We start from the raw sequence: 21,538 nt of genomic DNA, 5'->3' as shown, positions 1-21,538 counted from the left end.
TAGGTTTGAGAGAAAGTTGCACACCAAGTTAATTCATAATTTACATTTCATACTTCATAATTCACACTTCATACTTCATTATGGAATTAGCAAGAGTCATTGTTCGCCCAGTAGATGAGTACAACCAAAAATTAGTGTCTCACGTACATCCTGCTAACTGGGTAAATCCCCAACCTGCTGATTGTTACGACTTGGTAGTTATTGGCGCAGGAACAGCGGGATTAGTTGTAGCCGCAGGTGCAGCAGGTTTAGATTTAGGTTTAAAAGTCGCATTAATCGAAAAGCATCTCATGGGTGGAGATTGCTTAAATGTGGGTTGTGTACCATCAAAATGTATTATCCGTTCTGCGCGGGTGATTGGTGAAATTTGGGACGCAAAAAATTTAGGAATTAATATTCCCAAACAACAAATTGAAATTGATTTTCCCGCAGTTATGGAACGGATGCGGCGAGTGCGGGCGGGTATTAGTCATCATGACTCGGCGGAACGTTTTAAAAATATTGGTGTTGATGTTTTCTTAGGTAATGGTCGATTTGCCAGCAATAATACTGTGGAAGTTGCAGGTAAAACTCTGCGGTTCAAAAAAGCGGTAATTACTACAGGTGCAAGGGCTGTAAAACCCTCTATCCCCGGTATTGAAAATGTTGGTTATTTGACTAACGAAACTGTTTTTTCCTTGATTCAACGCCCAGATAAGTTAGCTGTAATTGGTGGGGGGCCAATTGGTTGTGAATTAGCGCAAACCTTTCAACGTTTGGGTTGTGAAGTTACACTATTACATCGCGGTTCTCACCTGTTAAATAAAGAAGATGCTGACGCAGCAGAAATTGTGCAGAATGTCTTAATTCAAGAAGGCATTCGCGTGGTGTTAAATTGTCAATTAGAAGAAGTGGTGGCTGTGACCGAAGGAAAAAGACTTTACTTTTCGACTAACGGTTACAGAGATTCGGTGACAGTGGATGAAATTTTAGTAGGTGCGGGACGCGCGCCCAATGTCGAAGGTTTGAATTTAGAAGGTGTGGGTGTAGAATACGACACGCGGCGCGGTGTCAAGGTAAATGATTATCTGCAAACCACAAATCCTAAGATATATGCGGCTGGGGATATCTGCATGGATTGGAAATTTACCCATGCTGCTGATGCAGCGGCGCGAATTGTCATTAAAAATACCTTGTTTTCACCTTTTGGGTTAGGGCGTGCTAAACTCAGCAGTTTAATTATGCCGTGGGTGACATACACATCTCCAGAAATTGCCCATGTAGGAATGTATGAACATGAAGCGAAAAAACAAGGTATTGATGTAGCGACAATTAAGATTCCTTTTAGTAGTGTAGACCGCGCGATCGCAGATAATGAAGAAGCCGGATTTCTCAAAATTCTCCACAAAAAAGGCTCAGACGAAATTCTTGGTGCAACCATCGTTGCCAGTCATGCAGGTGAGATGATTTCGGAAGTTACTACCGCAATTGTCAATAAAATCGGTTTGAGTAAATTAAGCAGTGTCATTCATCCCTACCCCACCCAAGCCGAAGCGATTAAAAAAGCCGCCGATGCTTACCGTCGCACTCTGTTGACTGCGAATACCAAACGCATTCTCGGATTTTTGACCAAGTTATCCTAAAAATCTTGAGTGTTTAAGAAACATTGTCTTGAGAATATTGCTGAGTCAAATCAGCAGAATGAGACTCTACATTACAGTTGCCAGCATTAATTAACAGTGAATTTGCCACATTAACAGCGGAAATTAGATAGAAGTTGACTAAAGGTAAAAAAAGTTACACTCTTTAAGGTTTCATCTTCCCGCATTGTCTCATAGACTAGGGGCAGGAACCTTATTAAAACTGGCTGAGGAAAGTGGAAATTGACTGAGACGAACAACCTAAACTCTTCCTTTCAGGATGTGACCCGCAGAGAATTGCGCGATTTAGTGAGAAATCAACTGCAAATGCTGTTAGAAGCAGCAGATTTACAAGCAGCAAAAGCAATTCTTGTACCTGTACAGCCTGCGGATATTGCGGAAGCGATTGAAGGTTTACCAGAAGCAATGCACGCTTTAGCTTTTAGGTTGCTTTCTAAAGATGAAGCGATCGCAGTTTATGAATATCTTGACTATAGCGTGCAAGAAAGGCTAATTGAAGAATTAAAAAGTCAAGAAGTCCGTGATATTGTTGATCAAATGTCTTCAGATGACAGAGCTAGGCTATTTGATGAATTACCTGCAAAAGTTGTCAACCGCCTCCTAGAACAATTAAGTACTACAGAACGTCAGGCTACAGCTTTGCTGTTGGGTTATGAACCTAATACAGCCGGGCGAATTATGACTTTAGAGTTTATTTCTCTAAAAGAAAATATTACAGTTACTCAAGCTCTAGAGCGAATTCGCCGCTTGGCTAGTGCCAGTGAAATCATTTATTATCTTTATGTCACCGATGCAGAAAGACGGTTAACAGGGATTGTATCTTTGCGAGATTTGGTCACATCTCAGCCAGAACAAATCATTGGTGAAATTATGACCCGTGACGTTATATTTGTTCGCACAGATACAGACCAAGAAGAAGTAGCGAGAATAATTCAAAGATATGACTTTTTAGCTGTGCCTGTAGTGGATAAACAACAGCTTTTAGTCGGAATTGTTACAGTTGATGATGTCATTGATATTTTAGAAGAAGAAACCACCAAAGATATTTATGCTTTAGGTGGTGGTGTGCAGTCGAGTGGCGATAATTATTTCCAGATGAATTTAATGGAAGTAGCGCGTAAACGAGTGCTATGGTTATTTGTTTTATTAATCACTAATACAGTTACAGGCACAATTATTAAATCCCAAGAAGATATTTTAACCAAAGTAGTCACACTAACAGCTTTTATTCCTTTATTGACAGGAACTGGTGGTAACGTTGGCGCTCAATCTTCTACAGTAGTGATTCGTGGGATGAACACAGACGAAATTCGTTCCCTTGGGCCATTACAAGTAATTGGCAGAGAAGCGATCGCTGGTTTATTGTTAGGTGGTATGTTGGGGATAGTAGCTACAGTCTGGGCTTACTTTTTGCAAGGACGAATTGAAGTAGCGATCGCAGTTGGTAGTAGTTTAATTGCAATTTCCATCTTAGCTTCCGTGTCTGGTTCCGCACTGCCATTCTTATTTCGTCTGTTGCGTTTAGACCCAGCTTTAATGTCAGCACCATTTATTACCACAGCCGTCGATGTCTTAGGAGTTTTAATTTATTTCAATCTGGCACGAGTCATATTACAGTTATAAACAAGATAAAATCTCAAACTCTTGATTTTCTCTGCGTCTGTGCGCCTCTGCGTGAGCAAATTTACCCCGCATCGCTCAATTCCCCCAACTACTTAACTTCAAACCCCCGCAACCCTTCTGGTTTCTCATACTCAGTCACCACCTCTTGCACTATCGCCGCAGGTGGGCCAGCGTGACACCAGCGAAGCATTTCCTCTACAACCTCCCGCGCCCCTTCAAATACCGCTTCTACCCGACTATCAGGAAGATTTCGTACCCAACCAGTTAAACCCAACTGGCTGGCGGTATCAACTGTTGCATAGCGATAGCCCACTCCTTGAACTCTGCCAGAAATTAAGACATGGGCGCGAATTATTTTTGGTAGTTGTGTGGAATCTTGCATAAACTGGTCAATTCTTTACGATTTCCAGTCTACCTGTTATGTGAATCTAGTACAAAATTTTAATTGCCAACTCAATTTTTTGGCATATCAGTTGTTTAGCAAACATAACTGCTGTAATAGTAGCTAAAGATAATGATAAATTATTGTTTGTACATCGTCATAATCAGCGGATGCCTGCATCCCTAATTACAGATTACCATCTATCAATCTGCTAATTTTAAAATTTGAATTCTGCCTTACTTATGTCTAATTTACCACCTTTAAATCCCGATACAATTTGGGGAATCCTCAAAGATCAAATTGATGATGTTACAGTCAATCAGTTAGTTTGGTATTACTTAGGATATCGCTATAACTCCACAACAGATCAATGGGAAAATAACGAAGTTATCTCCGAATGGCGAAATGAATACCCAGAACCGCCTAACTTTCTCGAAAGTCGCCCTGCAACCATGAAGTTAACTCGTTCTATCCCCAAAGAATATAAACAGATTGTCAAAGAGAAATTGGGTTTTAAAGGTTACAAAATTGGGGAATTTACGCCTAGAGAAACACGCAGAGCCACAGCCGCCAATTGGTTGTTAAGTTATTGGCAGCAACAAAATCCCGAATTATAGTTACTTGGGAGGTTTAAGATATTCAATAAATCTTGAGTAGTTAAGCCCAAACTATAAGGCAACTTCATATAACCGCCATACTAATATTCAGTTGATATGAGAAGAGTTCAACTGAATATTATTTTTGAAATATCATATATAAAATTAATTTTACTTATTTGAAAAAATCTATCGGCTGATGGTAGATAGTTAATTATTGACGGATATTCTGTATTTTTCGTAATTATCCTGCAAAAAACACCCATTTAGATATTATCTAGTCTCTCCACAGATAGAGGAAGTGATTATTTAATTATTTCCGTAGACCGATTTGCAAATTGATTAATAATTACGAAAATACTCATATTCGCTTTATATACTTGAAAAATTTTTATGGCTAATCCCATTGAATTTACTTTATTTGCCCCTTATAACAAAGGCGCTGCATTAATTGGTTCTTTTTCAGATTGGCAAGACATTCCAATGGAAAAAGGAGAAGATGGTTATTTCCGCACAACTGTAGAATTAGAAGATGGTGCTTATCAATATAAATTTCGTGTGCAGTCAAAATCATGGTTCTTTGAAGCAGATCAGTGGGTAGAGGTAACAGACCCTTATGCAACTGATATTGACGAATTAGGTGGTAAAGATAATAGTATAATCCGCATTAAAGATGGACATAAAATTGTTGATACTTATGTCTGGCATCATGATGATAAATCCTTACCAGCAGACCATGAATTAGTTATTTATGAATTACATGTTGGGGATTTTTCTGGTGGTGAAGATGACCCTTATGCCAGAGGTAAATATAAACATGTTATTGAAAAGTTAGATTATTTATCTGATTTAGGAATTAACGCTATTGAGTTACTACCAGTTAAAGAATATCCTGGTGATTATAGTTGGGGTTATAACCCAAGATATTTTTTTGCAACTGAATCTAGCTATGGTTCTACAGAGGGTTTAAAGCAACTTATAGACGAATGTCATAGCCGGGGTATTCGAGTAATTATGGACGGGATTTATAATCACTCAGAATCTTCTAGTCCTTTAACTCAAATAGACCATGATTATTGGTATCACCATGCGCCGCGTGACCCTGATAATAGCTGGGGGCCAGAATTTAATTATGAGTTCTACGACGAAAATTTAGAGACTTATCCCGCACGCAAATTTATTGGTGATACAGTCCGTTTTTGGGTGCAAGAATATCATATAGATGGCATTCGCTACGATGCAGCTAGACAAATAGCTAATTATGATTTTATGCACTGGATAGTTCAAGAAGCGAAAAAAACTGCTGGTGCTAAACCTTTTTATAATGTTGCGGAACACATCCCAGAAACTACTAGTATTACCAACATTGATGGCCCGATGGATGGCTGTTGGCATGATAGTTTTATGCACACAGTCACAGCACATATTTGCGGTGATAGGTTTGATTTAGAAAACCTTAAGGATGTGATTGATCCGAAACGTCAAGGTTTTATGGGTGCGACTAATGTCGTTAATTATCTCACCAACCATGACCATAATCGCGTGATGGTTGAGTTAGGTAATCGGAATATTTTCGATGAAGAAGCTTTTAGGCGCATTAAATTAGGTGTGGCTATTTTGATGACGGCTGTTGGTGTACCTTTGGTATGGATGGGACAAGAGTTTGGCGAGTATAAACCTAAAACTCAAGAATCATCAAAAATTGATTGGACACTACTAGGTAATGATTTAAATCGGAGTTTATTTGATTACTACAAAGGCTTGATTCATTTACGGAAAAATAGTCATGCCTTATACACCGAAAATATTGATTTTATCCACGAAAACGCCGAAGCTAAGGTAGTGGCTTATAGCCGTTGGAATGATGAAGGTTCCCGTGTAGTTGTGGTAACAAATTTTTCCGAAAACTTTTTAGGCGGCTATCACGTTCCTAACTTTCCTTGTAGCGGTACTTGGCATGAGTGGACTGCCAATTATGATGTCGAGGCTGGCGATGATGGGATTATAACTGATCTTGGCCCTTATGAAGCTAAAGTATTCGTTTGGCAATAACAGGATTCTCTGACATTGAGTTAGGCAGATTATAACGAAGTTAAGGGGGTGATATTTGCCCCCTTTTTATTCATGATTAGACAATGGGCGATCGCCCCAATTTTCCCCGTAACCAATTACAGTTAAACTATCAATAGACTCAGGAATAAAGTCTGTTTAAATAAAAATCTATGAATTGATTGTTGTGCTTTTGACTTAAAATGTGTATATTACTTTTCACTCCAGCAACGAGATCATCAAAATCTCCAGAGTCTCTCCATGCACAACAAATTATCTAATACTAACATTAAAAGTTCACACATCTTATTAACGCCTCACGACGTTAAGACAAGATTGCCACTCACTAAATCGGCAGAACATACAGTTTTAAAATATAGAGAAGAACTAGAACATATTTTAGATTTTCAGGATAGCAGAAAATTTATTGTAGTTGGGCCTTGTTCTATCCACGACACAAAAGCAGCGATAGAATATGCTGAGAAATTAAAAATATTAGCGGATAAAGTCAAAGATAAACTCTTATTAGTTATGCGAGTTTACTTTGAAAAACCTAGAACAACAGTAGGCTGGAAAGGTCTAATTAATGACCCTGATATGGATGATTCTTTCCATGTGGAGAAAGGCTTATTAACTGCCAGAAGCTTACTATTAAAAATTACAGAATTAGAATTACCCGCTGGAACAGAAGCCTTAGATCCCATCATCCCACAATATATTAGTGAATTAATTACATGGTCAGCCATTGGGGCAAGAACCACAGAATCACAAACTCACAGAGAAATGTCTAGTGGACTTTCCATGCCTGTAGGTTTTAAAAATGGCACTGATGGTAATATTCAAGTAGCTTTAAATGCGCTCCACTCCGCTAAAAGTCCCCATAATTTTTTAGGGATTAATCACAAAGGACAAGTCAGCGTTTTTCAAACTAGAGGTAATCCCTACGGTCATGTAATTTTACGGGGTGGAAATCAGCCCAACTACGATGTAGCTAATGTCAAACTAGTAGAAGAAAAATTAAAAGAGTCTAACTTACCACCAAGAATTGTGATTGACTGTAGTCATGGCAATACAAATAAAGACTACAGATTGCAGTCTCAGGTATTTGAAGATGTGATTCAACAAATCGTTAATGGTAATACATCAATAGTAGGTATGATGTTGGAATCGCATTTATATGAAGGTAATCAACCATTAAATTGCCAGCCAGAAGAATTAAAGTATGGGGTTTCTGTAACCGATAAATGTATTGGCTGGGAAGAAACAGAAAGAATTATTTTAGCAGCCCATGAAAAATTGAGGTAGTAGCAGAGACGTTGCAATGCAACGTCTCTACATTAGATTCACAAAAGAGTGCTAACTTCTTTCAAATAAACTCTGGTAAATGGTTCATCTTCTCCCAAGGTGTAGTCTTCAATTAACCCTTTACGTTTAATGGAAACATCATTGCCTTTTTTAATTACTACTGTGGAACCATCAACCAAATCACGCACTAACATCATTTCGGTTTCAGTGGGGTTATCTAAAATGACAATGTTGCTACCTTGATAGAACATCCCCTCTGTATTCAAAGTCTCTGATTCATACTCAGCAATTAACAAATCTAGTTTGGGATTCCGCAGTAAACTTTGAAGATTGCTGTTGTAATCTGGGCGGAGAACTTTTTGTGAGCGATTAACAAAAACAGCTTCACGACAAACAGCGCCTATTGTCCATTCAGGATGTTGTAATAAAATATGGTCAATGGTTGTTTGTAGTTCCTGAACGGAGATTTTGTTAAAGGTAATAGTGGGAATTCTGGCATCAATTCCAGATGCAAAAAAAGTTTCTAAGATGCGAGAAGGAACATCAACACTTTCGCCCACGGCTGGGTTGAGGTGCATCAAAATACCAGGGGCGGCATTGATTTCTAAGATGGCAAAGTTCCCCTGTTTCCAAGATTCGGCTAAATCTTCGGTAATTACATCAATGCCAAGACAAGTTAGGCGAAAATGTTGGGCAATGTCTTGAGCCAGGATAATATTATCATCATGAATTGTATGGGTGGCATTGATACTCACGCCACCAGCAGAAAGATTGGCAACTTTCCGCAGGTAGATAGTTCTACCTTTTTCTAGAATACTCTTCAAAGACAAACGCTGTTCTTCTAGATACAATTCCATCGCCTCATCAATTTGAATTTTACTCATTGCTGAGGTGGGTGAATCTAAACGTTCAGGTTTGCGATTTTCTTGACGGATTAATTCGTTAATGCTGGAGTAACCATCACCTGTCACCGATGCGGGACGGCGTTCTGTGGCGGCGACAAATTTGCCGTTAACACACAGTAAGCGAAAATCTTTACCCGCAATGCTTTTTTCCACAATTATACGTGCAGGTTGATTATCGGGAATTGCTGCAAAGGCGCGACTATAAGCTGATTCCAACTCGTAAGAATCTTGTACTTCGGCGGTGACACCAATTCCTTTATGACCAACTACAGGTTTTACAGCTACTGGGTAGCCAATTTCTCTAGCTACTATCAAGGCTTCTTTTTCACTAGAGACAATTTCACCTTTGGGAACTGGAAAGCCTAAATTACCCAGAAAGTCTTTACAGTCATCTTTGCGGGTGGTGAAGTCAGAATCTATATGGCTATCACAGTCAAAGGTGGTAGCGACACCTCGAACGTGTTTTTTTCCCCAGCCGTATTGCATCAGTCCTTCATCCCAAAGATAAAAGGCGGGGATACCTTTTTCGTCGGCGGTGCGTAATAAGGCGTAGACTGTGGGGCCACCATAGACAGATTCGCGGAATCTGGTTTGTAAATTTACTAGTTGGTCATCAAAGAGAAAATCTTCGTCTTGACCGATCGCTTCAAACCAATCCCAAACACAATAAATTACGGCTCTAGTTGTGCGAGGATGCAGTGATTGAATGCTAATGCGGGTAAACTTGTCCTCTGGCTTGACATTGAAGTGGCCTAGGTGCAAGTCCATTTCCAGCTTTCCCACTTCTGAGGCGGTGCGTGCAAACAAATGGGCGTAAGATTCATAAGTTTGATTGCCTATAAGGGGATAGCGATCGCTAATTCTGGCAACATAATCTTCTATGGGCAAAGGTTCTCTATACCCAGTCAGCGCCACATCAAATACTAATGCGCCTCTATCTAGATAGGGGTTCGGCCCGGCGTAATGCTGGAAGTTGAAAACATCAAACACATCTGTTCTTCTGGCATTTACACGGACTAAATTGGTGCTTTTTTCTTGAATCATTGATTCTCAACCTTTGCTAAACACCCTGAAATTTCAACTTTAATTTGTGGTTGCTTAGACTCAATCAATTATTGTAGATTGATTCAATTTAACTTGGGCAAGCCATAACTTTGTCTTTGACTTTGTTAACCTCACCCTAATTGTAATCATTAAGTATTTTCAACTATCTCAGGGCATAATTAAATTCATCCAATATTGAATAAAAACAAGAGCATCTTACACGTAATTGGCAATGATAAAAATATACCCTTTGAAGGGTGATTTTTTTTTGAGAAAAAGATATAAGTAGAAAAATATGGTTTCGAGGAGACAGCCAAATATGAATAGCACAAAAGCTGATCTCAGAGATGAAGTTAGAGAACTTGCCGAGGAAGCTTTTCACTGTAAGCTGATTTCGGGCTATGGAGATGGCCCAGATATCAACGAATTTCAAATTGTCTACCAAGGTAAACCAAGACATTTACCTCTGGAACAAGCACGTTTATTTTTAGTGAACTTGCTTTACAAAATTCGTCCCCAGTAGGAATCTTTTTTTAGATGTGTAGATGACTATACTCAAATTCATTGAGCTAAGACAATAACACAAGCCAGTTATAACACTTCTCTTTTCAGCTTTATCATCATTGATAGAGCATATAAAATAGTCCCTAAAAACTATGAGGTTTTAGTGAGATTACTTGAGAAGAGTTATACATAAATTATTACTACATAAGTAATTGGTAATTCTGCCAAATGAATTACCAATTACGAAAAATGCTATATTTGACAACACTTTTTATATATACATAAAGTTATATATAATTTAACTTTTACTAGTAAAAATTAATCTGCCCAACGGCTGATTTGATTGTGATAATTGTCATGTTTTATTGAAATTAATCTAAATTAAATTCTAATCCGGTTATCCGGGGGGCATTATGACAGAAACTGCACATAAACGCCAGTTGGTAATTATTGGTGGCGCAGAAGATAAAGAAGGAGATTGTGTGATTCTGCGAGAATTTGTCCGTCGGGCTGGGGGTATAAAAGCCAATATTGTAATTATGACGGCCGCCACAGAACTGCCTAGAGAAGTGGGGGAAAATTATATTAGAGTTTTTGAACGGCTAGGTGCAGAACACGTTCGCATTATTGATACAGAAACTCGTGAAGATGCTAGGTCTTCTACGGCTTTAGAAGCTATTGCTAAGGCGACTGGGATATTTTTTACTGGAGGAGACCAAGCGCGAATTACTAGCATCCTCAAGGATACCGAAATTGATGCGGCTATTCATCAACGCTACGCTGAAGGTGCAGTGATCGCAGGTACTAGTGCGGGTGCGGCTGTGATGCCCGATAAAATGATTGTTGAGGGTGATTCTCAAAGTACACCACGGATGGAAATTGTGGAAATGGGGCCAGGTATGGGTTTTCTCCCAGGGGTAGTTATTGACCAACATTTCTTACAAAGGGGACGCTTAGGACGTTTAATTACAGCTTTAATTCACGAACCTGCGGTGTTAGGATTTGGAATTGATGAGAATACGGCGATCGCAGTGACTGATGACCAAATCGAAGTTATTGGTGAAGGTTCGGTCACAATTGTGGATGAATCGGAATCTACATATAATAATGCAGACCAAATTCTCCGCGATGAACCTTTAGCAATTTGCGGTGCGAAGCTGCACATTTTGCCACATGGTTATAAATTTAACCTGAAAACTCGGCAAGCGATTTTGACTAATGGTGTTGCGGCTAGTGAAGCTGTGAATGAATCTGTAGTAGGCGTTTAAGGAAAGTAGGTTGGGTGAAGCGACAGCGAAACCCAACAAACAGAATCTCATACGGTTTTTAACAAACCACAGAGACGCAGAGGTCGCTGAGAGAAGATCGCACTACACTTTATGATCAAACCACCAAGGGTCTTGATTTGAGTTGGTTTTAATCAAAAACGCTTTTTTCCGCAAAAATCGTTTGATGGCGGCTGCACCCATACGTGAACCGCCTAAACCGGAGAATTTGAAAGCGTTTTTTTCACCTTCGTGCATAATGGCGGTGAGGGCGGCATCATTAATACTGATAGCACCTGCATCTATTTGTTGGGCAACTGTGATAGCTTCAGTTTCGGTTTCCGCAAACACCGCTGCACTCAGTCCATAAATTGAATCGTTGGCTAAATTTACTGCTTCCTCTACTGTGGCAAAAGGCATGATTGGCATGATCGGGCCAAATGTCTCTTCGGTCATGACTTTCATTGTATGGTTAACATGAGTCAGTACTGTGGGATGACACCACCAACCACCGCCTAACTCTTCAACTTTACCGCCACAATGAATTACTGCACCTTTCTGCACTGCATCGGCGAGATGTTCGTTAATTATGCCGGCTTGTCTTTCAGCAATAATGGGGCCGATTTCGCCACTTTCAATCGCCGGATGGGCTAGTTGTAGGCGATGCGCTTTAGCTACTAACAGATGATAAAACTTTTCAAAGATAGATTCGGCAACGTAGATTCGCTCAATTGATAAACAAGACTGTCCGGTGTTAACGACAGAACCCCATAAAATCGCTGATGTGGCTAATTCTAAATCGGCAGATTCCAACACGAGCGCCGGATCTTTCCCGCCTAATTCCAAAAAAGCGGGGATAAATCTTTGTGCTGCGGCTTCTGCAACTTTGCGTCCAGTGGCGACACTACCTGTAAAACAAACTAAATCTACATTCTCAATCAAAGCCGCGCCAGTTTCTCCCGCACCTTCCACAAAACTGAAAACATCACGCAAGGCGGGAACTTGATTAATTGCAGCTATCAGTGGGGCGATGAAACGCGGTGCAATTTCACTGGGTTTAACAACTACAGCACAACCCGCCAACAGTGCGGGAATGGTATCTATCGTAGACAGCAACAGAGGGAAATTCCAAGGACTAATTACCCCAACTACAGGGTAAGGCGTTGATGTTTGTTGTAAGGCGATGAACGGAATTGAAGTATTTTTCGCCGAATCTTGTAATAAATCTGGCGCTAATCCACACCAGCGATCGATGCTAGAAAGGAATGAGTCGATTTCCATCACTGATATAGATAATCTACCCGTATCATTGACCAAAGCATCTGTGAGCTTTTCGCGTCCAGCCAAGATTGCTTGCTTCCATTCTTTTAAAGCTGCAACTCTCCCCTCTACGCCCAGTTTTTGCCAACGCACTTGCGCCCTTCGCGCCCGGTTACATTGCTGCGCCAGCAGTTTCGGCGGCGGTGGGATAATTACATAATCATATTTTCCCGTTCGCGGGTTACGGACTTCGATTGGTTTTGTCATTTGTCATTTGTCATTTGTCAATGGTCAATGGTCAAAAGAATCTAATTTCAGACTTCAGACTTTTAAATCACTCCTAACTGAGATAGGCGTTCTATAGTTTGTTGCTGTGTTTGGATGAAGTGTTGGCGATCGCACTCTTGATTTAGCATAGTGTTTGCTGGATAAAATTGTGACTGGCTATAGCTTTGGGCGTAGAGTTCAAATCGCTGGCGAGACAGTAAATTATTTAACCCTGGACGACGGCGATCGCGTCTTAAAGCAGTTAAATCTATCTCTGCAAAAGCTGCCATACTTTCGCCTGCACCTGTTTCTGCTAATACGATACCGCGATAGTCAACTATTTTTGAGCCACCATCAACAGAAGCGCTGGGTATAGAACTATTAGCTAGACCTGCGGTATTCGCAGACACAACGTAAGCCATATTTTCCACAGCGCGAGAAATTTTCGCCGCATCTTTAGGTGTGAGGTTTTTGCTATAAACTTCAGAGGTGGAATGCAGAAAAATTTCTGCACCACGCATTGCTAAACACCGCGCCACTTCTGGATACAAAATTTCTTCGGAAGCTAAAGCGGCTAAATTGCCAATTGCCGTTTTCGCCACAGGAAACACCCCTTCTAAGCCGTAACAATCAAGATATTTATCCCAAACATCATGAGGTGTTGGTGCAAATAACGAATTTAGCCGCCGATACCGCAAGACAATAGCACCAGCAGGGTCAATCACAAAGCAAGTTTGAAAGTATAAGCCAGGAAAATTGGGGTCGAGTTCGTAGGCGTTACCAGCTAAAAATATCTGATGTTTTTGGGCAATTTTACCGAGAGATTCATACTCGACACCGTGCATTTCTATACAAGCTTTTTCTCCCCAAACAGCCAAAGGTTCACCCATCGGGAAACCTGTCAGAAAATATTCTGGTAAAACAATTAAACGACAGTCAAAACCAATAAAAGCAATACTGGCGGCGATTTGTTGCGCCAAGCGGTTGATAGTATGATGAATGATTTCTTGGACAGCGTGGCGATCGCTCGCTTGATTCACAGCATGACAGCTAACTTGCAGTGCTAAGGCACGGTATGATGCGATGGAATTTGGAATATCTGCCATGCTGTTTGCTGCTCAAAAACGCCTCACTATCAATTTACTAGGATATGTTCACTCTTCCTAGGCGATCGCGCGACATTCCCATAAATTATGCCTCTACCGCATCATTGTTAAATTCATGGAAGCTTTACCTGATAATTGGTCAAATATTCAACCTGACATTGTATATTTTTCAACCAGTGGTTTGCTTGTGTCATTTGCAAACGAACAAATCAAGTTAGGATTGAAGTATGATTCCAAAGGAAAACATTTAAAAGCGATTGAGAAAGGACAAGTATCCCCTCGCGGTAATGTTGGTCTAGTGACTTCCCAAGAATTAGGCTACGATTTAAAGTCGAAAATCTTAGGTAAAGGTGGCGATGCCTGCGGCGGGCTGCGCCTACGCCGATTTCATGCAAAATTTATTGATGGTATATCGCACTTTCCCGGTTTAGTAACAGAACATTAAGCCCACATAAGCATGACAAGACTTCAATTAAAGAATCACCAAGTTTGGCAAGATTTAACTGAATTATTGGAAAATCTAGATGCCAATATTCTTGTTAAAGAACATCTTGAACAATGTGAGTATAAAATATTTGGCTACTGGGATGAACAAGATGAATACCATGAAACAATTACTTTACCTTGTGATTTAAAGGCTGAATTAGTCAGTAGTTCTATTGGTGTTAGTCAAAAAGAACGCTTTTTAAAATTAAAGTTTTTACTCATCGCTGCTGTTGATGCTACCACGCAAACACCAAATAATCACACACACAAAATTGGGGAATTAGTTCTTGTCTATGATGAAAACTTGGAATTTATTGATGAGAATTGGTTGTTAGATATCGATTCTCCAATGTTAATGCAATGATAAAAGAGAAGTAGCAAGCGCTTAACATAACGGTATTGTTTTAATTCCTTTACTCCTCACGGGAATGGAAACCTGTTGATCATGTCGGTTTCTTTACTTTTCCCCCTCACGGGGATGAAACCCTAGCAAATGACAATTGATCAAATAGCTGACTGTCAGCAATTGCTTACATATCAAAAATTCCGTATTGAACACAAAATAGTTAAGAATAGACGCATATTTAGCACCTACACCTAAAACCTGCGATGATAGTTTTCGCAGTTCTGGCAACTGGCTGGAGAATAAAGTAGTTTGAGTGGCTTGATCTGGTGTTGCCGATTTAACTATAAACTGACTATTAATGCTGCAACTTTTATTCTGCCAGTTTGGCTATTTATCGGGACTGTACCCGGAAGCCAGTAGGAAGGCGGGAATAAGTACTAGTAAATGACCAACAATTTTGCTGATGAGAATTTGGACTGCAATAGTTGTACTAACTTCTTCTTGGCTAGTTTCCGGGTTGGTAGCTTCTCAGCCAATCAATGCTACAGTAGCGATCGCCGACGAAAAAATAGCATCATCAGGGTCAATTTCTCAAGCAAACAATACTAAAAAGTCGGTAGCGATCGACAAAGCTGAGTTTGGCATAGCGAGAGTTGATGCTAGAGGTAAAGTTAACTTCATCCCCACATTCAGAGTCCCACTACAAGAAGGTAGTAAATATGGGTGGCGAATTCAACTCAAAGACTACCAAGGCGAAGTTACATGGCGAGAAGTCCTACGCTTACCAAAACCCCCAGAAACTTGGGCTACAGATGATGGTGAAAACTTCACAGTCTCCGCTGACGGTACAGAGTCGGTAATGAGGCGCAAAACCATAGCTAATGATGGTGTAATCGAAAACTATTGGACGATCGCCGCAGGTGATCCACCTGGTAAACATAAAATACAGGTATACGTTGATGATCGTCTAATTGCAACTTTCGATTTTGACGTTTTTCCCGTAGACAGACAACAATCAACAGGCAGAAATCGCAGCTTATAGCAATTTTAAATCATTAGTAAACAACAAAATACCCGACCTCTTAAAGAAGTCGGGTATTTTAGCGCTAATCCAAAATTGATATTAGCCAATAGATTCAAGATTCAGCTTGATAACCTTTTTCTTTTCTTCTTCGGCTTTAGGCAAAGTCAGAGTCAAAATACCATCTTTATAATCAGCAGTAACATTGGTATTTTGAATGCGAGTTGGTAAAGGAATCAAACGTTGGAATTTCCCATAATGGAATTCACTCTTGGTTACACCTTTCCCTTCTGCTTTAGTTTCAGATTTCCGTTCACCGCTGATATATACAGCTTTTTCTGTAACTTGCACATCTAGGTCTTTAGCTTCAATTCCTGGTAATTCTAGCTTGAGATGAATAGCTTCTTCAGATTCGTGTAATTCAGCCGCCGGAACTTTTGTAAGACTTCTTTCAAGTAAAGTAGATGGGAGCATTTCGTCTGCAAATAAATTGTTGATTTGTCTTTGGAGAGTGTTCATTTCTTGCCAAGGATTCCAACGTACTAATGTCATATCTCCACCTCGTTTAATTTCTAATTTTGTGTAGTCGATTTAGGTTTAAATCATTTGCGTTGTTTTTATAGTATTCACAATCCAGTACAGTGTAAATTCGGTTTTTATCACCAATTACATCATGATTTCCGAACCTTAGTATTAGTACGGTAAACCCCCATAATATTGGTGTGGTAAACTGAACTTTAGAGATTACCAACTTCTTTACTAATTCGGGAATATGAATATTTTGATTTTTGCCTATCTCATCAGCTAACTATAAATGTTGTCAAAATAGCAGAATTAGTTAATAGATTAAATATAGAATTTTGACTCATTATGCTTGTCGAAAAATCATATTCCCATCATCACCTTATAATCAATCAATAAACATGGTAAATAGTTGGCTTTATCTCATTGCAGCAATCTTATTTGAAGTTGCTGGTACAACTTCCATGAAATTGTCTGAGGGGTTTACAAGAACTATTCCCTCGGTTTTAATTTTTATCTGTTATGGAATTTGTTTTAGTTTTTTAACTTTAGCTCTTAAAAAAATTGAAGTCAGCATTGCGTATGCTGTTTGGTCAGGTTTAGGCACAACTGTAATCGCTACTATTGGGGTAATTTGGTTTCGTGAATCAATGTCTCTTACCAAACTTTTCTCAATAGCTTTAATTATCATTGGCGTAATAGGGGTAAATTCTGCCAAATAAAAAAAGCCCTCGTACATTTTGCGATGAACGAGGTGAGGATAGGAGTAATCAATGAGGACTTCCTGTTATATTTGTCCTTTTAGAGATAAAGAAGTTTGATGTCGATCGCTACAATAAAAACAGCAGCAATCTCTCAAAAGAGTGAGCAAAATAAGCAACCAACCTAAATCCGTCCGTTGTTAATGCTTTAGCATGTTTAGTGTAGTAAAAGTTGGTTTATCAAGCCCGCAAGTTATTTCCCATTCATAATTTAGCAGTGCGGCTTAGGTATATGTAGCCAACTTGGCAGGAATACAGTCAATATGCTTCAAAGCCAATATGAATTAGAATGTGTTACGGCTATGCAAGAATTTGTTAGTTTAAGAGAATAAGGATTAGCCGTAACGCACCGAGAGATATGGTGCATTAACCACTGCTATAAATAGATATGCAAAAACCCCTAGATATTAATTAATATCAGGGGCTTACGTCAATTAAAATTTTTCTTTTTTACATCAGGAGTATTAAGGCTTGCTGGCTACTCTTGGTTGGTCTAAATAGCCGTAAACAATTCGAGAAACTTGACTGATAAAATCTCGCGCTTTTAAATCATTAAAAGGTCTTCTGACAAAAATTCCGGCTAAGTAGCGCTTACCAGATGGCATTTGAATAATTCCGGCATCACCTAGTACAATGCCTAGAGTTCCGGTTTTGTGAGCAATTACCGCACCTTTACCCAAACCAGAGGGTAATAACTTGGTGTTGTGAACACGCTGCATAATATCCAAAACTTTGCTACGGCTAGAATCAGTCAATAATTGATTTTTTGCAACCAACGCAGACAGCCTGACTAAATCTTTAGCGCTAGTTGTATTAGTTCCCTTAAAGTCGCCGAGTAAATTCCGCACAACGGTGTTTTGCAGACCCCAACCACGAAAACGCTGATTTAACTTAGCTTTACCACCTAATCGGTCAATTACCATATTGGTAGCTGTGTTGTCGCTGATGGTAATCATCTTAGTCACGGTTTCTATCAGACTAAAACGAGTTCCCGCACGCTTGTATTGAAATTCTCCAGAACCTCCAGTTATTAAGTCACGCCGCATAACTAAGGTTTCATTCAGTTTGACTCTACCTGCATCTACTTCTTGAAATAACGCTACTAAAATGGGAAACTTGATTGTACTAGCAGCCGGAAAGACTTTCTCACCATTTAAATCTAGATAGTTACCAGTATCTAAATCTAAAAAGAACATTCCTGCATTCAAAGAACGATAACGAGCAGCTAAGGCTTGTACCTGCGATCGCAATTGTGGTATTTCCTTACCTAACGGTACAACTCCCGCAAACAAAGAAACATCACTCACGGAAACCGGAATTTGCTCTTCACTAGTTGAAGAAACATTATTATCAACAGGATTTTGAACCCGTTGTACCGATGGAAATTTCACTATCCAATGAGTGGAAGAATCACCTTGCAGCAGTAACTTGTTAGGGTCTACAGTGTATCCAGGTGCTAATTCAACTACTAATCTTGTTGTGTTATCGTCAACCTTACCAACACGGATTTCGCGTACTGTGGAACCAAAGTTTTTCCGAACTGTATTTGTGTTCAGTTGTGTACCAGGAAGATCGATAACTAACCGCGTGGGATTTTGAATTAAAAATGCTCTTGGTTTAACACCAGATACAGTAGTAATATTCAGTTGATTTTGTGCGGTGTCAAAACTCCAAGATTCTAAGCGAGATGCTCTTACTGGAGAAGAAAGCAGGACAATACTGACAACGCTAAACAGAAATAAGCGTAATCTCATGCGTGTGATTATGTAGAGCGAAAGTTGAATTTACTTGCACCAATTTTCGAGGATGTCTCGGTTGATCCGGACTAAACTCGAATCATAATTCGTTGCAAATCATTACGTCAAGACACGGAAACCGCATAATAGTTCCTTTACACCAAATTTAATTAGGAATAGAGGCAGAAAATAGAACTGATATGTATCGATTTTTGACGCTATGTTTTATAAACTTAGTTATAGAGTGTCAGCAATGATAAATTTTCTCTATAAAGGTTATTTTTGTCAAAACTCTACAATCTATAGTCAAAAATCAAGCTTCTTTGGACTAAAGACTATTGACAAAAAATTTGAGATTTTTTGGTTCAGATTAACTAGAAATATATGAAACGCCGCTTTAACCGTCAGATAATTGGCCTAATGGTGTCGGTAAACCATCAATGCTGATGCTGTTTTTCTGTTGTTGATATTCTCGGACTCCCTGTTCGCCTTTTTTAGCAGCCCAATTTACTAGTGTTTGGCGTTGACCTTGGTATTCGTAAAGAGGAACGCCGAAACCACAGGAACTTTGCACAATCTCAATATCTGCTACGATAATTTGACGAGTTCCTGGTAGCGGCGGAAACACTGAATATACAGAATCCCAATCAGGATAGCCCGGTAAAATTACGTATCCTTGACCGTACAGTCGCAAGATGCGCGCTGGTTCAGTAAAGGCGCAAAACATGAAGGTAATGCGACCATTTTCTTGCAGATGGGCTGAAGTTTCGTTACCGCTACCTGTGAGGTCGAGATAGGCGACTTTGTGGGGTGATAAAATCCGCAAGCAATCGAGACCTTTGGGTGATAAATTAACGTGACCTGTAGCACTCAGAGGCGCGGTTCCTACAAAGAAAAGGTTTTGGGCTGCAATAAACTCTTGCAGTTCTTCGGTGATTGAGTCAAATAGTTTAGCCATAGACGATTAAGAATACAAATGTCAGATATTCCAATGATGTAATTTTTTGGGCGTTGAGTAAGTTAGTACGCAAAATATACTTTAACTCTCAACGTCGGGCGATCGCTTCTCAAGCAAAGCTACAAACTACTGCTCTGTTTAAATTTGTTGCAAGTTCTTATTAGTAATTACTCTGTTCAAAACCACCTCTCGCAAAAGTCAAGCAATAAAGCCAAAAATTCCTGAGTTAGCTTTTCTCAACTGTATACTTACACAAATACTTCAATTATCAGGGTTGTAGCGAATCAAGCCTTGAACAAGAATGAATAATTATGTCATCAAAACTCAACCGAATTTGACATAGCTTTTTATTTTGTCTACTCCTTATTGATAAGATATATCATTTAGTACCGTAAACTGCTAGTCTAACTGTAACGTTGTCCATTTAGTTCCTAGAGATATTGCCCATGTATCAGTTGTTTGTAGCAGGTGGCGTAGTCATGTGGCCGCTGCTGGCGTTTAGTGTGGTGGGAATTGCTTTAATTATTGAGCGAGTGCGCTTTTGGTATCGCATCAATACTCGGCAAAACCGCATAGTCCGAGAAGTGTTGAATCTCTACCGCCTTGATAATGTTGTTGGCGCGTTGGATAAGTTGCAAAAGAATGCAGATTTGCCTGTAGCCCGGATTTTTTTAGCGGCGTTGCAATTAGAAGAACCAACCCCAGAAGAATTTCGGCTTGCACTAGAAAGTGAAGCGCAAGCCGAAATCCCGGTTCTCAAACGTTTTCAAAATATGTTTGACACAATTATTGGTCTTGCACCACTTTTAGGTCTACTTGGTACTGTATTGGGTTTGATTGCTTCTTTTGCATCATTAAACTTGGGTGATGTAGGCGGGACAAAAACCGCAGGAGTTACAGCAGGTATTAGTGAAGCGCTGGTATCCACAGCTTCAGGTTTAATTGTGGCTATTTTTATACTTTTATTTGCTAATACCTTTCGAGGGTTATATCAACGTCAGATTGCCGCAATACAAGAATATGGTGGACAATTAGAACTGCTCTATCGCCGCCGCTATGAACGAGGAGACAGAACCTATGCGTCTACAAGATGAGCCAGATTTACCACCGCAAATCAACATCGTGCCAATGATTGATGTGATATTTGCGATTTTGACATTTTTTATTATGTCAACATTATTTTTAACTCGCTCAGAAGGTTTACCCGTCAACTTACCCAAAGCTGCGACAGCTAAACAGCAGCAAGTTCCAGCTAAAATTACCGTTACAGTCGATAAAGATGGCATAGTCAGTGTCAACCGTCAACCAAGCACTGTTGAAGGTTTAGCTGGACAATTGCGTACCTTGGTAGGCGATAACCAAGAAGCATTAGTAATTGTGAATGCTGATGCAACAGTCACCCACGGTAAAGTAGTGGCAGTGATGGATCAAGTCAGACAAGTCCAGGGGGCAAAATTAGCGATCGCCACCCAAAAGCCTTAGTTTATTAGTTATGAGTAATTTGTCATTAGTCATTTGTCTTGACTAATGACACTCTTAACCTGTCTGCTACTTTTGCCTGCTGCTATAATCGATAAAATTCAGCTGATGACTCTCGTAGTTTTCCAGCATTGAGGAAAACTTATGAGCATTTACCAAAATTGACTATATAATTGATTCCCCACTCCCCATTACCAGCGGGATCTACCATCAATACGTGAGAGTCAATCATAATCTAGGGAAATATCGGGGTTAATTTAGTAAAAATTTTTATGCAGTTGCG

The 21,538-nt window shown here is 39.7% G+C and carries 20 protein-coding genes; 13 read left to right on the top strand and 7 right to left on the bottom strand.

The features are described 5' to 3' along the window. Positions 1-80 precede the first annotated feature (80 nt). Together AC504W_RS15100 and mgtE are read left to right on the top strand one after the other, a co-directional pair. Positions 81-1,622, top strand: a complete 1,542-nt coding sequence (locus AC504W_RS15100; RefSeq protein ID WP_494873131.1) for a mercuric reductase — start codon at positions 81-83, stop codon at positions 1,620-1,622. 240 nt (positions 1,623-1,862) lie between these two features. Further along, complete coding sequence (gene mgtE, locus AC504W_RS15095) at positions 1,863-3,263, top strand: magnesium transporter (RefSeq protein ID WP_494873130.1); 1,401 nt, start codon at positions 1,863-1,865, stop codon at positions 3,261-3,263. 88 nt (positions 3,264-3,351) lie between these two features. Here the strand turns inward: mgtE and AC504W_RS15090 are convergent, their stop codons facing one another. Further along, complete coding sequence (locus tag AC504W_RS15090) at positions 3,352-3,645, bottom strand: acylphosphatase (protein WP_494873129.1); 294 nt, start codon at positions 3,643-3,645, stop codon at positions 3,352-3,354. 242 nt (positions 3,646-3,887) lie between these two features. Between AC504W_RS15090 and AC504W_RS15085 the strand changes: the two genes are divergently transcribed. The 3 genes from AC504W_RS15085 (at position 3,888) to AC504W_RS15075 (ending at position 7,595) form a co-directional block, all read left to right on the top strand. Next, entirely contained in the window at positions 3,888-4,262 is a 375-nt protein-coding gene (locus AC504W_RS15085) for a DUF1823 family protein (RefSeq protein ID WP_494873128.1), read from the top strand. A gap of 372 nt (positions 4,263-4,634) precedes the next feature. Beyond that, positions 4,635-6,293, top strand: a complete 1,659-nt coding sequence (locus AC504W_RS15080) for an alpha-amylase family glycosyl hydrolase (RefSeq protein ID WP_494873127.1) — start codon at positions 4,635-4,637, stop codon at positions 6,291-6,293. A gap of 258 nt (positions 6,294-6,551) precedes the next feature. Beyond that, positions 6,552-7,595 (top strand): 3-deoxy-7-phosphoheptulonate synthase, encoded by a 1,044-nt coding sequence (locus AC504W_RS15075; RefSeq protein ID WP_096577599.1) that lies wholly within the window; start codon positions 6,552-6,554, stop codon positions 7,593-7,595. A gap of 38 nt (positions 7,596-7,633) precedes the next feature. Here the strand turns inward: AC504W_RS15075 and AC504W_RS15070 are convergent, their stop codons facing one another. Then, positions 7,634-9,544, bottom strand: coding sequence for an ATP-binding protein (locus AC504W_RS15070; protein ID WP_494873126.1), 1,911 nt, complete (start codon positions 9,542-9,544; stop codon positions 7,634-7,636). Positions 9,545-9,863: 319 nt separating this feature from the next. On the opposite strand from AC504W_RS15070, the gene AC504W_RS15065 reads away from it, so the two are divergent. Both AC504W_RS15065 and AC504W_RS15060 read left to right on the top strand, forming a co-directional pair. Beyond that, a complete protein-coding gene (locus tag AC504W_RS15065) occupies positions 9,864-10,067 on the top strand; it encodes a hypothetical protein (protein ID WP_015115767.1) in 204 nt (67 codons plus the stop codon). Between the two features lie 394 nt (positions 10,068-10,461). Beyond that, positions 10,462-11,316, top strand: a complete 855-nt coding sequence (locus AC504W_RS15060; protein WP_494873125.1) for a cyanophycinase — start codon at positions 10,462-10,464, stop codon at positions 11,314-11,316. Positions 11,317-11,418: 102 nt separating this feature from the next. Here the strand turns inward: AC504W_RS15060 and AC504W_RS15055 are convergent, their stop codons facing one another. Further along, positions 11,419-12,840, bottom strand: coding sequence for an aldehyde dehydrogenase family protein (locus AC504W_RS15055; RefSeq protein ID WP_494873124.1), 1,422 nt, complete (start codon positions 12,838-12,840; stop codon positions 11,419-11,421). 62 nt (positions 12,841-12,902) lie between these two features. After that, positions 12,903-13,946, bottom strand: coding sequence for a nitrilase-related carbon-nitrogen hydrolase (locus tag AC504W_RS15050; protein WP_494873123.1), 1,044 nt, complete (start codon positions 13,944-13,946; stop codon positions 12,903-12,905). 115 nt (positions 13,947-14,061) lie between these two features. Between AC504W_RS15050 and AC504W_RS15045 the strand changes: the two genes are divergently transcribed. From AC504W_RS15045 to AC504W_RS15035, 3 genes are all read left to right on the top strand, one after another. Beyond that, positions 14,062-14,391, top strand: a complete 330-nt coding sequence (locus tag AC504W_RS15045; RefSeq protein WP_494879333.1) for a hypothetical protein — start codon at positions 14,062-14,064, stop codon at positions 14,389-14,391. Between the two features lie 12 nt (positions 14,392-14,403). Continuing rightward, positions 14,404-14,796, top strand: coding sequence for a hypothetical protein (locus AC504W_RS15040; protein ID WP_494873121.1), 393 nt, complete (start codon positions 14,404-14,406; stop codon positions 14,794-14,796). Positions 14,797-15,241: 445 nt separating this feature from the next. Beyond that, entirely contained in the window at positions 15,242-15,820 is a 579-nt protein-coding gene (locus tag AC504W_RS15035; RefSeq protein WP_494873120.1) for a PM0630 family protein, read from the top strand. An 81-nt stretch (positions 15,821-15,901) separates the two neighbouring features. Here the strand turns inward: AC504W_RS15035 and AC504W_RS15030 are convergent, their stop codons facing one another. Beyond that, on the bottom strand, positions 15,902-16,351 hold the full coding sequence (locus tag AC504W_RS15030; protein ID WP_494873119.1) for an Hsp20/alpha crystallin family protein: 450 nt from the start codon (positions 16,349-16,351) through the stop codon (positions 15,902-15,904). Positions 16,352-16,722: 371 nt separating this feature from the next. Here AC504W_RS15030 and AC504W_RS15025 point away from each other — a divergent pair, with 371 nt between their 5' ends. Further along, the gene (locus AC504W_RS15025; protein ID WP_096577583.1) at positions 16,723-17,043 is read left to right on the top strand and encodes a DMT family transporter; all 321 of its coding nucleotides are present in this window, start codon (positions 16,723-16,725) and stop codon (positions 17,041-17,043) included. Positions 17,044-17,546: 503 nt separating this feature from the next. On the opposite strand, the gene AC504W_RS15020 is transcribed toward AC504W_RS15025, so the two are convergent. Continuing rightward, positions 17,547-18,836 (bottom strand): serine hydrolase, encoded by a 1,290-nt coding sequence (locus AC504W_RS15020; RefSeq protein WP_494873118.1) that lies wholly within the window; start codon positions 18,834-18,836, stop codon positions 17,547-17,549. A gap of 379 nt (positions 18,837-19,215) precedes the next feature. Continuing rightward, the gene (locus AC504W_RS15015; RefSeq protein ID WP_494873117.1) at positions 19,216-19,776 is read right to left on the bottom strand and encodes a pyridoxamine 5'-phosphate oxidase family protein; all 561 of its coding nucleotides are present in this window, start codon (positions 19,774-19,776) and stop codon (positions 19,216-19,218) included. 446 nt (positions 19,777-20,222) lie between these two features. Here AC504W_RS15015 and AC504W_RS15010 point away from each other — a divergent pair, with 446 nt between their 5' ends. Then, positions 20,223-20,870: a MotA/TolQ/ExbB proton channel family protein gene (locus AC504W_RS15010; protein ID WP_494873116.1), complete on the top strand. Its 648-nt coding sequence runs from the start codon at positions 20,223-20,225 to the stop codon at positions 20,868-20,870. Then, on the top strand, positions 20,854-21,258 hold the full coding sequence (locus tag AC504W_RS15005) for an ExbD/TolR family protein (protein ID WP_103126939.1): 405 nt from the start codon (positions 20,854-20,856) through the stop codon (positions 21,256-21,258). Before AC504W_RS15010 ends, AC504W_RS15005 begins: the two co-directional genes overlap by 17 nt. Positions 21,259-21,538 lie beyond the last annotated feature (280 nt).

This window comes from Nostoc sp. C96 (assembly GCF_059384975.1).
Note: the sequence above shows the minus strand (reverse complement) of the source record. Positions and strands in the feature narration are given on the sequence as shown.